The organism is Halomonas sp. V046 (genome assembly GCF_052645355.1).
The window spans coordinates 31,973-46,975 of sequence record NZ_JBQXYF010000023.1 but is presented as its reverse complement, the minus strand read 5'-3'; the positions used below and the strand labels follow the sequence as shown (position 1 = coordinate 46,975).

Genomic DNA, 15,003 nt, shown 5'->3' with positions numbered 1-15,003 from the left:
GCTCAAGGTACTGCTGCCGTCCCTTGCCGATGACTGAGGTCGGTGCCTGAACCGGGGAACCGAGGCAAAAACGCGAGCGGGGCGGGGCAGGGCGTGGAAGAGGCGGTGCCGCTTTCCACAAGAGCTTCTCCACAAGAGCTGTTCCACCTGGGCTTTTCTACCAGAGCTTCTCCACAAGAGCTGTTCCACCTGGGCTTTTCTACCAGAGCTTCTCTACAAGAGCTTCTCCACAAGAGCTGTTCCACCTGGGCTTTTCTCAAGGCTCTCATCGGCCGCCTATCCCCGATGGGGGCTTGCGCCTTCCTCGACCGACCGATGCTGCTGGCAATGGCCGAGGCCTAAGATGCGAGTGGCAAGCCTGTGTGCCGCCAGAGGATGCGGCGGCCTTCGCTGACCCCCGGTGCTGGTCACCGGGGAGAGTGTTGGAGAGGTGCAGCAATGATGACGACGACTTTCACTACGATGACTTTCGACGCGCTGTTTCGCGCGGGACTGGCCATGGGGTTGGCCGCTCTCCTGGCGCTATCGGCGTGGCCTGTGGTGGCCCAGACCCAGACCCACGATCGGCCGCCGCGACCCCAGATGGTACAAGCAAGCGCCGCCGCGGTAGCCGGCGAGCGCGAGCGAGAGTGGGCTGGTCAGGCGTGGGTGTATGCCGAGAGCGTCCGCGCCACCACAGCGCAGTACGACGGTGGCCCGCGTATCCAATACGTGACAGGGAACCCGGCAGTGCGCGTATCGGTCGTGCCTGATCGTGGCCTTGCAACGCCATGACAGACTCCAAGCGCATGGCTCCTTGACCACCGATCACGGGGCTTTCCCGGTTGCGCTCGACGCGACATCCGGCTTCAGACACCGCGAGTGGGCGTCGAGCTTAGCCTGGCGGAAAAGCTTGTTCTAAGTGGCTGTCCTAAGTGGCTGTTCTAAGTGGTTGGCCTAAGTGGCTGGCCTAAGAGGCTATCCTAAGTGCCAATGACGAGGCCCCGCTATCGACAGATAGCGGGGCCTCGTGTGCTGTTGGCGTGGCGCCATCAGGCGCCGAGTGGCTCCGTGCGAGCCATCAGCCAATCCAGCGCCTTGCCTTCCAGGTGAGGTGCCAGGCGGCGGCGGACCTCGCCGTGGTAGACGTCGAGCCAGGCCAGCTCGCTGGCATCGAGGGCGTCGAGATCTAGGCAGCGGCTATCGATGGGGCATAGCGTCAGGGTCTCGAAGCGCAGGAAGTCGCCGAACTCGCTGTCCGATGCCGTGCGGTTGGCGACCAGGTTCTCGATACGCACCCCCCAACGCTGTGGGCGATACACGCCGGGCTCGATGGAGGTGATCATGCCTTCACGCATGGCGGTATGGGTCGCCACCGGGGCGCCTGAGCTGATCACCTGTGGACCCTCATGGACATTGAGGAAGTAGCCGACCCCGTGTCCGGTACCGTGGCCATAGTCGCGCCCGGTGGCCCACAGCGGGGCGCGGGCGATGGCGTCGAGGCGAGGAGCGGCGATGCCTTCCGGGAACTGCGCCCAGGATAGGGCGATCATGCCCTTGAGCACCAGCGAGCAGTCCTCGCGCTGGGCGTCGCTGACGGTACCCACCGGCACCATGCGGGTGATGTCGGTGGTACCGCCCAGGTACTGGCCACCGGAATCGATCAGCAGCAGGCCATCGCCCTCGATCACCGAGTGGGCGGCCTCGGTGGCGCGGTAGTGGGGCAGGGCGCCGTTGGCATTGAAGGCGGCGATGGTGTTGAAGCTCTCACAGAAGAAATCGGCATGGCGCGAGCGCTCCTCGAACAGCCGGGCGTCCACGTCCAGCTCGGTGACGCGCTCGCCGCTTGTCAGCATGCCGTCGAGCCAGGCGAAGAAGCGGCACAAGGCGGCGCCATCGGCTTCCATGGTGGCCTGGACATGGCCGAGTTCATGGTCGCTCTTACGGCCCTTGGCCAGGGTGCTGGGCTGGAAGCCTTCGACCACATCCATGGCCTCGGGGAGCGCTTGGCGGCTGCCCAGCGACAGTCGTGCCGGGTCAATCAGGGCTCGCTCGGACGTCGGTAGGGCGGCCAGGTGCTGTGTCCAGTCGCGATAGTCGGCGAGTTCAATGCCGTCTGCGGCCAGGGCCTCGACCACCGCCGCCTCCAGCTTGCCCGGGGCGATGAACAGGGTGGCGCCTTCGCGTCCGATCAGCAGATGGGCGAGAAAGACCGGGTTGAAGCCGACGTCGGCGCCGCGTAGCTGGGTCAACCAGGCGATATCGTCCAATGTCGAGATCGGATGCCAGTCGGCGCCTTGCTCGATCATCGCCTCGCGTACGGCAGTCAGGCGCTCGGCGCGGGTCTGGTCGAGAAAGCGCGGGTCGTGGGCCTGAACCGCAGCGGTCGGCAGCGGCGGGCGCTCCGCCCAGGCTTCGTCCAGCAGGTCCAGGTCGCCACGGCGGGTGATGCCTTGCGGGGTCAGGATCTCGTCCATCTGACGGGCGTGGGCCAGCGATATGACCTGAGCGTCGTAGCCCAGCACCGCGCCGTCACTGAGCTGGGTGGACAGCCACTCGATGGGCGCGCCGGCCTGGCCCTGGGTCAGTTTCATCATGTCGATGCCGGAGCCGGCGAGCTGGGCCTCGGCCTGGACGAAGTAGCGGCTGTCGACCCACACCCCCGCGGCGTGCTGGGTCACCACCAGCGTGCCGACGGAGCCGTCGAAGCCAGACAGCCATTCGCGGCCGGCCCAGTGCTCGGGCAGGTATTCGCTGTGATGCGGGTCACTGGACGGCAGCCACCAGGCGTCGATCTCGTGGCGGCGCATGGCCTCGCGCAGGGCGGCGAGACGTTCGGCGGCGGTGGATAGTGACATGCGGGGACTCCGGTAGTGGCAATGACTGGGGGCCGGGCCAGCGCTGGCCCGGCACTTCTGCGGATGACGCTTGCGTTGGCCCGGGAATCAAACCGCCGATAGGCGCGACTGGGCTCGTCGAGCGGCGCCCGGGTCGATCAAGCGATTGCCCGAAAGCATGCGCTTGAACGCCGGCACCAGCAATAGCAGGACGACAGCGAACACCACCAGAGCGATGGCGGAGCGAGCGAACAGTTCGGGCATCTGTGCGACTTCTTCTGCGTTGACGTGGCCGCCGATCAAGCCGGCCACGAGATTCCCGAGGGCGACGCCGGTGAACCACAGGCCCATGAGCTGGCCCTGGGTGCGCTGCGGTGACAGGCCCGACATGGTCGACAACCCCACCGGTGACAGGCACAGCTCGCCGAGGGTCAACAGCAGCATGCTAGCGACGATCCACAGCGGTGACACCAAACCGGGACCGCCCAGCACCTGCCTGGCCGCGAGCATCATCAGGGCAAACCCGGCGGCGGCTAGGCCCAGGCCAAGCACGAACTTCATCGGGCTGCCGGGCTCCAGCTGGCGGCGTCCCAGCGCTGGCCACAGCCAGCCGAACACGGGGCCGAGCAGGACGATGAAGATCGGGTTCAGCGACTGGAACCACAGGGTCGGGATCTCCCAGCCGAAGACGGAGCGGTCGGTGTACTGGGCGGCGAACAGGTTGTAGGAGGTGGGCTGCTGCTCGAAGGCGGCCCAGAAGAAGGCCGCGGCCACGATCAGGATGAAGCAGACGGAGACGCGTCGCCGTTCTTCGCCGTTGAGGCCCGAGAACGCCATCAGGTAGACGAAGAAGGCCAGCGAACAGATGATCAGCACGCTGGTCATGGCCTCGGCCACCCGGCGTGGGTCGAGGGTGATGACGCCACCGGCGACCAGCGCCACGCCGGCGGCGATCAGGCCAACTGCGCCGAGCACGTAGCGGCCGACGTGGCGGCGAGAACGGGGCGGCGTATCCCAGCTCGAGTCCCGGCCGCGCAGGGCGTCGGCGCGGCGCATGGCGGGGACCGCCCAGAGCCGGAACAGCAGCAGGGCAACGAGCATGCCGAGGCCGCCGATGGCGAAGCCCCAGTGCCAGCCCATCGTCTCCATCAGCACACCGGTAAACAGCGGGGCCAGCAGGCTACCGATGTTGATGCCCATGTAGAAGATGGCGAAGCCGCCGTCGCGACGCACGTCGTCTTCGTCATACAGGCCGCCGACCATGACCGAGATGCAGGTCTTGAACAGGCCCGTGCCGAGGACGATGAAGATCAGGCCAACGAAGAAGGCCACGGCGCCGAGCAGCGCCGACAGGGCGATGCACAGGTGGCCGAGGGCGATCAGTACCGAGCCATACCACACGGCGCGCCGCTGGCCGAGCCAGTTGTCGGCCAGCCAGCCACCGGGCAGCGCGGCGAGATAGACCGCCCCGCCATAGATGCCGACGATGGCCGCGGCGGTCTTCTCGTCGAAGCCGAGACCGCCATCGAACAGCGACGCGGCGATGAACAGCACCAGCATGGGCCGGATACCGTAGAAGGAAAAACGTTCCCACATCTCGGTGAAGAACAGCGGCCCCAATGCGCGAGGGTGTCCGAAGAAACTCGCGTCAACGCCGGAGCGCGACGCAGCGGAAGGGTTCGAGGGATGCATGCAGCCAGGCCTTTTCAGGTGCGAGTTGTCGTCAATACGCGGCTTGCCCGCCGAGATCGATGGCAGGATGTCCAGAACGCAGCAAGGTAGAGACCCGTTCGGGACAAGATTGGTGGAAGCGCGCAAAAATATGCTGAAGTGCGATAAAAAACACTATCGATCAATAGCACGGCGGGGAATTCTCGGGAATCCCCGCCAGAGGGGCGCGGACGGGGGATGGGGGTGGGTACTGATCTGAGTCAGGCGTCAGCGAAAAGACGTATGTGCATAAGAGGTATTAGTTTCTATATTGGCAGCATATCGATTGTCGACCATCGCCTGGAGCCATCATGTCTATCCTCAGTTCATCGCTTTGTCCTTCTTCCGTTCGGGTCACCGAGGTGGGGCTCCGCGATGGTCTTCAGAACGAGCCACGGGTGCTCGTCACCGAGGATAAGCTCAGGTTGCTCAACGCCCTTTACGACGCGGGTCTCAGGCGCTTCGAGCTGACCTCTTTCGTCAGCCCCCGAGCGGTGCCGGGGCTGGCCGATGCCGAGGAGCTGGTGGTGGCCGCCCATGGCCTGGACGGGGCCCATTTCAGCGCCTTGGTACCCAACCTGCGAGGGGCCGAGCGCGCTCTGGAGGCGGGCGTGGATCGCGTGGTGCTGTTCGTCTCGGCCTCCGAGACGCATAACGCCAAGAACGTCAATCGCACCATCGGCCAGTCTCTGGCCGGCTTCGAAGCCATCGTTGCGCGCCTGGCCGGCAGTGGCGTCGAAGTCGACGGGGCCATCGCCACGGCCTTCGGTTGTCCCTTCGAAGGGGAGGTCGCCCCGGAGCGGGTGGGGCAGATCGCCCGACGCCTGCAGGACATGGGAATCGGCGATGTCACCCTGGGCGATACCACGGGGATGGCGACGCCGCCGGTGATCTCGCGATTGCATGAGTCGCTGACGCGGTTGGCGCCCGAGGTCGTGACGACGCTGCATTTTCACAATACCCGCGGGCTGGCGCTGGCTAACGTGATGCAGGGCCTGGCGCTGGGCATCGGCCGCTACGAGAGCGCGATCGGGGGCCTAGGCGGTTGCCCGTTTGCCCCCGGCGCCAGCGGCAACCTGGCCACCGAAGAGCTGGTGTACCTGCTCACCGAACTGGGCTATGAGACCGGAGTGATGCTCGAGCGCTTGATTCAGGCCTCCCAGTTGGCGTCACGCCTGATCGGCCGCGACCTGCCCTCTCAGGTGGCCAAGGCCGGCCCCAGGCTCAAGCGTCACGCGCGTAGCGGCGTTGCCACTGCCAGCAGCTAGCGCGCCTTCGGCCCTCTTCGAGTAAGGATACGTTATGCAGGACGAGTCATTGCTGGGGTCACGAGGCAGCCTGGACGGCATCCGAGTGATCGATCTGACCCGCGTGATTTCCGGCCCCTTCGCCTCCCAGATGCTCGGCGATCACGGCGCGGAGGTCATCAAGGTCGAGTCGCTCGGGGCAGGCGATGTGGTTCGCACCCAGGGCAACATGGTCAATGGTTTCAGCGCCTACTTCGCCCAGTTCAATCGCAACAAGCGGTCGATCACCCTCAACCTGAGAAGCGACCAGGGGCGCGAGATTCTGGCGCGCCTGCTCGAAGAGGCCGACGTGCTGGTGGAGAACTTCCGCCCCGGGGTGCTGGCCAGGATGGGCTTCGATGATGATAGCCTGCGTCGGCGCTTCCCGCGGTTGGTGGTGGGGCGTATCAACGGCTTCGGCTCCACGGGCCCCTATCGCGACCGCCCGGCCTACGACTTCGTGGCGCAGGCGATGAGCGGCTTCATGGGCGTCAACGGCGCTGACGGCGGCGAGCCGATGCGTGCGGCGCCGCCGATCAGCGACATGGTAGCGAGCCTCAACCTGGCCTTCGGCGTCAGCGCGGCCCTGGTGCGGCGCGAGCGCACCGGGCAGGGGGAAATCCTCGAGACCGCGCTGACCAACGGCCTGGTGGCGATGCTCGGCTATCTGGCCGCCGAATTTTTCGTCACCGGCAAGCCCCCTCGGCGTACCGGCAACGATCACCCCATGCTCTACCCTTACGGCCTGTTCGAGGCCGCCGACGGCGAGGTCGCCATCGCTCCCAGCAGCGAAGCCATGGTGGCAAAACTGCTGCGGGCGCTGGATCAGTCGCACCTCCTCGAAGACGAGCGCTTCGCCGGCAACGCCGCGCGCATGGCCAACCGCGAGGCACTCAAGGCCATTCTCAATCAGGTCACCCGGGCGCGCCCGGTGGATGAGTGGATCGCTCACCTCAACGATGCTGGTGTTCCCTGTGGCCGCGTCCACGACCTGGGGCAGACCTTCGACGATCCGCAGATTCGCCAACAGCAGATGCTCCTGAGCCTCGACCAGGGCGACGTCGGGGCGATCATGACCACCGGGTTTCCGGTCAAGATGCGCGAGGCGCCGGCGGCGGTGCATCGCCCCGCCCCGCGGCTCGGCGAGCACACCGACGAAGTGCTCGCCGAACTTGGATTCGATGAACCGATGCGCGCGGCCTTGCGCCAGCAAGGAGTGGTTTAAGGTAGTCGCTGGACCGGCCGCACGGCGCGCGCCGCAAAAGGCGTGAGAGGCGGCGCAGGGAGCCGCATCTCGCCAGACCAGGCACGACCCCGCATGACCCGATAGGGACATGACACAACGCTGACACCCGGCGGTTGCGACCGCCAACCATGCTCCATCACAACAATGCCGCACCAGCGGCCAAGGAGAACCCCTATGCCAGTTTCCTTCAAGCGTGCGCTCGGTGCGCCGGCTATGGCCGCCGGCCTCGCCTTCTCGGGCTCGGCCCTGGCCGTGCCCATCGATGAATGCATCGCGCCGGCCGACCCGGGCGGCGGCTGGGACTTCACCTGCCGCTCCGTCGGCAAGCTGTTGACCGAGCTTGAGTTGACCGACGGCTCGGTGCAGGTCACCAACATGCCCGGTGGCGTCGGCGCGGTCGCGTTCTCCAACGTGGCCTCCAAGCGTGCCGACGACAGTGACCTGGTGGTGGCGACCAGTACCGTCGGCATGACCCAGATCGCCCAGGGCCGCTACCCGGGGGGCGCCGACACCATGCGCTGGCTCGGCATGCTCGGGACCGACGTGGGGGTGATTCTGGTCGACGACGACAGCGAATTCGAGACCCTCGAACAGCTGCTCGACACCATCGTCGATGATCCGACGTCGCTCGCCGTCGCCGGCTCTAGCGGCGCCGGTGGCTGGGACCATATTCGCGCGCTGATGCTGGCCAAGGCCGCGGGGCTGCCCGGTGACCAGATCGCTCAGATGCGCTGGGTGCAGTTCGATGGCGGCGGCCCGGCGGTGACCCAGATGATGGGCAACCACGTCGACGTGGTGTCCACCGATCTTGGCGAGGTCGCGGGGTTCATCGAATCCGGCGATGTCCGGGTGCTGGCGGTGCTGTCCGATGACCCGCTGCCCGAGCCGTTCGATGCCCTGCCCACCGCGGTCAGCCAGGGCTATGACGTGACCGGCTATAACTGGCGCGGTTTCTATACCGGCGGTGAGGTTTCCGATGCGGACTACGCCGCCATGGTCGAGTCGTTGAACACCCTCTATGACAGCGATGAATGGAAGGAGACCGCCGCGCAGAATGGGTTGGTGCCGCTGTGGCGGGGCGGTAACGAGTTCTCCGAGTTTGTGCGCGAATCCATCGCCAACGTCGAGGCCATTTCCCGCGAGATCGGGGTCATCCAATGAGTGAAGTGGGCCCGGCACAAGCCCAGGAGGAGCTTCGCCGGCCGGCACCGGTCGGCGACCGGCTCGCCGGGGCGGTGCTGCTGATCGTGGCAGTCGGCGCCTGGTGGCATTCGCATAGTTTCGTGACCGGCTTCATGCAGCCGGTCGGGCCGGGGGCTTTCCCCCGGCTGGTCGCCGTGCCGCTGGCGTTGCTGTCGGCCTACCTGATCCTGCGTCCGGGCTTCAACGAGCGCTGGCCGGACCGTGCCGCACTCGGCCGTCAGCTGGCGGTGATTGTGCTGCTGGTGATTTATGCCAGCTTGCTCGAGCCGTTGGGGTTTGTGCCGGTCACGGTGGTCGGTAGCGTGCTGCTGTTGCGCCTGTTTGGCGCCGCCTGGCGCCAGGGGCTGATCTACGGCGTGGCGCTGGCGCTGGGGCTGTACGCGCTGTTCGAGTTTGGTCTCGGCATGCCGCTGCCGGATGTGCCCTGGCTGACGTTGCCTTGGGCAGGAGAGTGACATGGAGACGCTAGCTTTTCTTGCCCACGGCTTCGCCGTGGCGACGCAACCGGAGTTCCTGCTGCTGGCGCTGATCGGCTGCACCGTCGGCACCCTGATCGGCGCATTGCCGGGGCTTGGCCCGGTCAACGGCGTGGCGCTGATGATTCCGCTGGCGTTCAACTTCGGCCTCGAACCCACCGCGGCGCTGATCCTGCTGGTCAGCGTCTATTACGGCTGCATGTACGGTGGCCGTATCAGTTCCATCGTGCTCAACATTCCCGGCGATGAGCCGGCGATGATGACCACCCTCGATGGCTATCCGATGGCGCTGAAGGGGCGCGGCGGCGAGGCCCTGGGTCTGTCCGCTGTCGCCTCCTTCGTCGGCGCCACCTTCGCCACCATCGGCCTGACCCTGTTCGCCCCGCTCTTGGTGCAGGTGGCGATCAAGTTCGGTCCGGCGGAGTACTTCGCCTTGTTCATGTTGGCCTTTGCCACCATCGGCGGGGTCACCAGCGGCAGCTTCGCCAAGAGCTTCATCGCCGCCTGCCTGGGACTGCTGCTGGGCACGGTGGGCATCGATCCGGTGTCGAGTGTGGCGCGCTACACCTTCGGTACCTTCGAACTCTACGACGGCATCGACTTCATCGTTGCCCTGGTCGGGCTGTTCGCGGTGTCCGAGTGTCTGGTGTTTCTCGAACGGCGTCATGACGCCGACAAGCCGCACATCCAGCTCGGTTCGGCCTGGCCTGGCATGAAGGCGTCGCTACCCTGTGCCGGCACCATCGGGCGCGGCTCTGTGATCGGCTTCATCGCCGGGGTGCTGCCCGGTGCCGGTGCGTCGCTCGGCAGTTTTCTGTCCTACATGCTGGAGAAGCGTTGGCTGGGCAAGAAGGGCGACTTCGGCAATGGCGATCCACGTGGCGTGGCGGCACCCGAAGCCGGCAACAATGCCGCCGCCGGTGGGGCGTTGATCCCCATGCTGTCACTCGGTATTCCCGGCAGTGGCACCACGGCGATTCTGCTGGCGTTGTTGCTGTCGATGAACATCACGCCCGGGCCGCTGTTGTTCGAACAACAGCCGGACATGGTCTGGGGGCTGGTCGCGGCGCTGTTCATCGGCAACATCATGCTGCTGGTGCTCAACGTGCCGCTGGTCGGCCTGTTCGCCCGAGTGCTGCAGGCGCCGAGCTGGTTTCTGATGCCGATGGTCGTGCTGATTGCCTTCGTCGGCGTCTATTCGCTCAACAATAGCCCCTTCGACCTGTACATGATGCTGGGTTTCGGTGTGCTCGGATACGTATTGAGAAAGCTCGAGATTCCGACGGTGCCGGTGGTGCTGGGGTTGTTGCTTGGTGGCCAGATGGAGTTCAACCTGCGCCGGGCGATGTCGATCAGCGGTGGTGACTGGAGCCTGTTGTGGTCCAGCGGCATCTCGGTCGGCATCTACGCCTTCGCCGTGAGCATGATCGTCGCCGGGGCGGTCTATGCGATGCTGCTCAAGCGGCGGCTAGGCTAAGCCTGCGGTAGAGAGGATAACCAGCGCAGGAGCGGTGAGCACAAGCCGCGTCGCCAACCTTGGCCGCGACGCCAAGGGGATCTGGGCAATTCAGCTTCCTTTCAGGTTGCGGCGGTAAAAATATCGCTACACCTCTCTGACGAAGGATGTTGTTATGCGCAAGATGCTATTGGCCGTCCTGTTGGGACTCGCCGCCACCCCTGCCCTGGCCGGCGCCGGCCACGCAGGTAGCGGTCATGCCGACAGCCAGGCTGGCGAAGGCGAGGTCGATCGCACCATCGCTTTCGAGGCCGGGGACATGTGGTTCGATCCCGAGGCATTGGCGGTGGCGCCTGGTGACACCGTGGCGTTCGAGATCACCAATACCGGTCAGCTCACCCATGAGTTTGTCATCGGCGCGGCCGAGGACCAACAGGCGCACCGTGAGATGATGCGAGAGATGGCCGGCGGCGATGCCGGTGACATGGGCCATGACATGGCGGCGGGCCATCACGGTGATCAAGGTGGCCACGGCATGGACATGCCGGCGCTGACCTTGGCACCGGGCGAAACCGGTACCCTGGTGTGGACGGCGCCGTCGGGCGCGGAGTCCCTCATCTATGCCTGCAATATTCCCGGTCACTTCGAGTCGGGCATGAAGGGCCAGATTCGCATCGGGCAACCCGATGCGAACCGGGCGATCGTTCTTGAGGACTCGTCCAGGCGGGAGTGACAAGCCGACATGAAGCTGTTGTTGGTCGAAGACGACGATCTGCTGTGTGACAGCCTGGCGGAAACCCTGCGCGATCATGGCTACCGCCTGGACACGGCCGCGCGTCTCGGCGTGGCCGAGGCGCTGTTGAAAAGCGAAGAGTACGCCTTGGTGATCCTGGATCTCGGGCTGCCGGACGGCTCGGGGCTCGATCGGCTCGAGGCCTGGCGAGCGCGCGGCATGACGATGCCGGTGCTGGCGTTGACGGCCCGTGACACCTGGGAGGATAAGGTCGAGGGCCTGCACCGCGGCGCCGATGACTATCTGACCAAGCCGTTCCACGAACCCGAACTGCTTGCACGGCTGCATGCCCTGCTGCGCCGTCGGCACGGCCATGATGACGGTCGCTGCTGCGTCAATGGTGTGCACCTGGACGAGCGTCAGCAGAGTGTCAGCGTCGATGGCGAGCGCTGGGAGGCGCTGACCGCCACCGAATTCTGCCTGCTGCGCTACCTGATGCACCACCCCGACCGGGTTCACTCCAAGCAGCGCCTGCTCGATCAGCTTTATACCCTGGAGCAGGATGCGCCGGCGCCTAACCTGGTCGAGGTCTATGTCGGCCGGTTGCGGCGCCGTCTAGGACGTGACCTGATTCAGACCCGCCGTGGCCAGGGGTACGTGTTTGCGTCGCATTGATCTTAAGAGCCTACGAGTCCGCCTGCTGCTCAGCCTGGGTGGCGGCGCCCTGGTGGTCATGGGGCTCACCTGGGTCCTGCACGGCATTCTGCTGCGCGAGACCGCGCGTGACTTTCTCGGCGACCGGCTACGCCAGGAGGCCGAGTACACCCTGTCCCAGCTCAAGGAGTCTCCCGCCCGGTATCCCACCCAGGCGGCACCCTCGAGTCTGGCCAGCCAGGTGTTTCATCATCTGTACGTATTGCGCCTGGACGCACAGGTCAGTAGTTCACACCCCGCCTGGCTTGCGACCCTCGAGCCGTTGCTGGACGGCACCGACGAGGCGCTGATCGATGTGCACCGGCAGGGCAGTCACTTGCTGGTTTACCGCCGACCCTTTGCCTTTCAAGGGCATTCCGGGGTGCTGCTGGTGGGCGAAGCCTTCGACAGCGTCGAACAGGGCCTGGCCGAGTTGCACTGGTGGATCGGTGCCATCGCGGGGCTTGTGCTGGTGGCCCTGATCGCGCTCAATCTGCTGGCGGTGCGCGCTGCCCTCAAGCCGATCGTGCAGTTGCAGCGTCAATTGCGTGATCTGCGGGCGGGCCGGCGCACGCGCATTCAGGTGGCCGCCCCCAGCGAGATCGCCCCCCTGATCACCCAGCTCAACCGTTTCATGGATGCCCAGGACAGCCGTCTGGCTCGCTCCCGCCATGCTGTGGCGGATCTTTCCCATGCCATCAAGACTCCGCTTGCGGCCGTCATGCAGGTCATGCGTGGTCGACGCCCGATCGATGAGACTCGTCGGGGCAAGGTGCTGGAGCGTCTGTCCGATATTCAGGCACAGCTCGAAGCGCAGCTGCGCCGGGCGCGTTTGGCGGGACCGGATGCCGGCCAGAGCCTGAGCGTGCCCGAGGAAATCGAGCGCTTGCTCGAGATGTTCCGCGGGCTCTATCCGGACAAGCGGTTTGTGTTGACCGCCAACGTCGACGCGTCCACCTGTATCGCCATGGAAAGGCAGGACTTCATGGAGATGGCGGGGATAGTGCTCGATAACGCAGGCAAATGGGCAAGGCGCGATGTGCGGGTCGCGCTCGACCTCGATGCGCGCCTCACGCTGCGCGTCGAAGACGATGGTGAGGGGGTCGACGACAGCCAGCTCTCTGGCCTCGGTCAGCGCGGACGCCGTCTTGATGAACAGCGCTCCGGGAATGGACTTGGGCTGTCGATCTTGCTGCAGCTCGTCGATCATTATCGTGGCGAGGTGGCGTTTCGGCGCGCCACCCTCGGCGGGCTCGAGGTCGTCATGACGCTGATGCTGAACGGGGACGAGGGCGGCGTGGAGCAAGGCTCAGCACGGGGCGACGGGGCGTGGCGCAAATGATTCAGCCTGCATTCAGCTTTCGCAGCGATGATCGAGATTGTCTTATCGCTCAGAAAGGAAGCTCGAATGGCAACGACTCGGCAGTTGACGCAGCGCCTGTCTCGACGCGGCGTGCTCAAGGGCGGTGCCGCCCTCGGCATGGGCTCGGCGGCGCTAGGCATGGTGCCCGCCTGGGCGAACCCCTGGGGCCAGACCGGCCGCTACCCCCGCGGTGAGGAGGTTGGGCCCGCCGTATCCCTTGCCGTGCGGCGGGAAACCCAGCGGATTGCGGGCCGAGAAGCGCATCCGATCACCCTGAACGGCACCAGCCCCGGCCCCCTGGTTCGCCTGCGCGAGGGCGACGATGCCGTGCTGCGCGTCACCAACCTGCTCGACGAACCTACCTCGATTCACTGGCACGGTCTGCTGCTGCCACCGGGCATGGACGGCGTGCCTGGGGTCAGCTTCGCCGGCATTGCCCCCGGCGAGACCTTCACCTACCGCTTCCCGGTGCGCCAGAACGGTACCTACTGGTACCACAGCCACTCCGGCCTGCAGGAACAATTAGGGCACGCCGGTCCCTTGATCATCGATGCCGCCGAGCCCGAGCCGTTTCGCTACGATCGCGAGCATGTGCTGCTGCTGACGGACTGGAGCTTCGAGGAGCCGGCGACGCTGTTTCGTCACCTCAAGACCGGTGAGGGGTACTACAACTTTCAGCAGCGCACCCTGGGCGATTTTTTCGACGATGTTGCCCGTCAGGGACTGGCCGAGACCTGGGCCAGTCGCGGAATGTGGGGGCGAATGCGCATGAGCTCGCGAGATATCGCCGACGTTACCGGCAGCACCTACACCTATCTGATGAACGGCCATGCCCCCGCCGATAACTGGACGGCGCTGTTTGTACCTGGCGAGACCCAGCGCCTGCGTATCATCAATGGCTCGGCGATGAGCTACTTCGATGTCCGTATTCCGGGGCTGACGATGACCGTGGTGGCGGCGGATGGCCAGCCAGTGCAGCCGGTCCCGGTGGACGAGTTTCGCATTGCGGTGGCCGAGACCTACGACGTCCTGGTCACCCCGAACGACGACGTCGCCTATACGCTGTTCGCGGAGTCGATGGATCGCAGCGGCTACGCGCGTGGCACGCTGGCGCCTCGCCTCGGCATGCAAGCCGCGATTCCACCGCCACGCCAGATTGCCGATCGTGGCATGGAGGCGATGGGAGCCCATGCCGGCATGGCAGGTATGGCGGGGATGGCCGGCATGGATCACTCGCAGATGGCCGGCATGGGCGATTCGCAGATGGCCGGCATGGACCATTCGCAGATGGCCGGCATGGATCACTCGCAGATGGCCGGGATGGGCGATTCGCAGATGGCCGGGATGGGCGATTCGCAGATGGCCGGCATGGACCATTCGCAGATGGCCGGCATGGACCATTCGCAGATGGCCGGCATGGATCACTCGCAGATGGCCGGCATGGGCGATTCGCAGATGGCCGGCATGGACCATTCGCAGATGGCCGGGATGGGCGGCTCGGCATCGCTCACCGACGCCTCGAGCGGCGGCGGGCTGCCGGCGGGCGCCGCCCAGCCAGGGTCTCGCCTGGACCAACCGGGGATTGGCTTTACCCCGGGTGAGCGCCGAGTGCTGGTCTATCGCGACCTCAAGGCTTTCCGCCCCTGGCCCGATCGCCGGCCCCCGGGGCGCGAGCTGGAATTGCACCTGACCGGCAACATGGAACGCTACATGTGGTCGTTCGACGGAAAGAAATTCAGCGAAGTCTCGGGGCCGATCCACTTCCAAAAGGACGAGCGCCTGCGCCTGATCCTGGTCAACACGACCATGATGGAGCACCCCATTCACCTGCACGGCATGTGGATGGAGCTTGAAAACGGTGCCGGAGAGCTGATCCCGCGCAAGCATACCCTGAACGTCAAACCCGGTGAGCGTCTTTCGGCGTTGATCACCGCCGATGCCGAAGGCAGTTGGGCCTTCCATTGTCACCTGCTCTATCACATGGACGCCGGCATGTTCCGCGTGGTCAAGGTCGCCTGAGG

General features: G+C 65.7%; 12 protein-coding genes. 10 read left to right on the top strand and 2 right to left on the bottom strand.

The genetic code is table 11. From position 1 onward, the window contains the following. The first annotated feature begins 438 nt into the window (after positions 1-438). Entirely contained in the window at positions 439-774 is a 336-nt protein-coding gene (locus ACUN9Y_RS21490) for a hypothetical protein (RefSeq protein WP_445462787.1), read from the top strand. A gap of 257 nt (positions 775-1,031) precedes the next feature. Here the strand turns inward: ACUN9Y_RS21490 and ACUN9Y_RS21485 are convergent, their stop codons facing one another. Together ACUN9Y_RS21485 and ACUN9Y_RS21480 are read right to left on the bottom strand one after the other, a co-directional pair. After that, positions 1,032-2,837 (bottom strand): aminopeptidase P family protein, encoded by a 1,806-nt coding sequence (locus ACUN9Y_RS21485; protein WP_445462786.1) that lies wholly within the window; start codon positions 2,835-2,837, stop codon positions 1,032-1,034. Positions 2,838-2,924: 87 nt separating this feature from the next. Further along, positions 2,925-4,508, bottom strand: coding sequence for a peptide MFS transporter (locus tag ACUN9Y_RS21480; RefSeq protein WP_445462785.1), 1,584 nt, complete (start codon positions 4,506-4,508; stop codon positions 2,925-2,927). Between the two features lie 329 nt (positions 4,509-4,837). Here ACUN9Y_RS21480 and ACUN9Y_RS21475 point away from each other — a divergent pair, with 329 nt between their 5' ends. From ACUN9Y_RS21475 to ACUN9Y_RS21435, 9 genes are all read left to right on the top strand, one after another. Continuing rightward, on the top strand, positions 4,838-5,794 hold the full coding sequence (locus ACUN9Y_RS21475) for a hydroxymethylglutaryl-CoA lyase (RefSeq protein ID WP_445462784.1): 957 nt from the start codon (positions 4,838-4,840) through the stop codon (positions 5,792-5,794). A gap of 34 nt (positions 5,795-5,828) precedes the next feature. Next, positions 5,829-7,037 (top strand): CaiB/BaiF CoA transferase family protein, encoded by a 1,209-nt coding sequence (locus tag ACUN9Y_RS21470; protein WP_445462783.1) that lies wholly within the window; start codon positions 5,829-5,831, stop codon positions 7,035-7,037. A gap of 195 nt (positions 7,038-7,232) precedes the next feature. Further along, positions 7,233-8,219 carry a Bug family tripartite tricarboxylate transporter substrate binding protein gene (locus tag ACUN9Y_RS21465; protein WP_445462782.1) on the top strand — a complete coding sequence of 329 codons (987 nt, stop codon included), beginning with the start codon at positions 7,233-7,235 and terminating at the stop codon, positions 8,217-8,219. Further along, positions 8,216-8,716 carry a tripartite tricarboxylate transporter TctB family protein gene (locus ACUN9Y_RS21460; protein WP_445462781.1) on the top strand — a complete coding sequence of 167 codons (501 nt, stop codon included), beginning with the start codon at positions 8,216-8,218 and terminating at the stop codon, positions 8,714-8,716. Before ACUN9Y_RS21465 ends, ACUN9Y_RS21460 begins: the two co-directional genes overlap by 4 nt. Before the next feature lies 1 nt (position 8,717). Then, on the top strand, positions 8,718-10,214 hold the full coding sequence (locus ACUN9Y_RS21455) for a tripartite tricarboxylate transporter permease (protein ID WP_445462780.1): 1,497 nt from the start codon (positions 8,718-8,720) through the stop codon (positions 10,212-10,214). A 154-nt stretch (positions 10,215-10,368) separates the two neighbouring features. Next, complete coding sequence (locus ACUN9Y_RS21450) at positions 10,369-10,926, top strand: cupredoxin domain-containing protein (protein ID WP_445462779.1); 558 nt, start codon at positions 10,369-10,371, stop codon at positions 10,924-10,926. A 9-nt stretch (positions 10,927-10,935) separates the two neighbouring features. After that, positions 10,936-11,601, top strand: coding sequence for a response regulator (locus ACUN9Y_RS21445; protein ID WP_445462778.1), 666 nt, complete (start codon positions 10,936-10,938; stop codon positions 11,599-11,601). Then, complete coding sequence (locus tag ACUN9Y_RS21440) at positions 11,588-12,961, top strand: ATP-binding protein (protein WP_445462777.1); 1,374 nt, start codon at positions 11,588-11,590, stop codon at positions 12,959-12,961. Before ACUN9Y_RS21445 ends, ACUN9Y_RS21440 begins: the two co-directional genes overlap by 14 nt. Before the next feature lie 66 nt (positions 12,962-13,027). Further along, positions 13,028-15,001 (top strand): copper resistance system multicopper oxidase, encoded by a 1,974-nt coding sequence (locus ACUN9Y_RS21435; RefSeq protein ID WP_445462776.1) that lies wholly within the window; start codon positions 13,028-13,030, stop codon positions 14,999-15,001. The last annotated feature ends 2 nt before the right edge of the window (positions 15,002-15,003 follow it).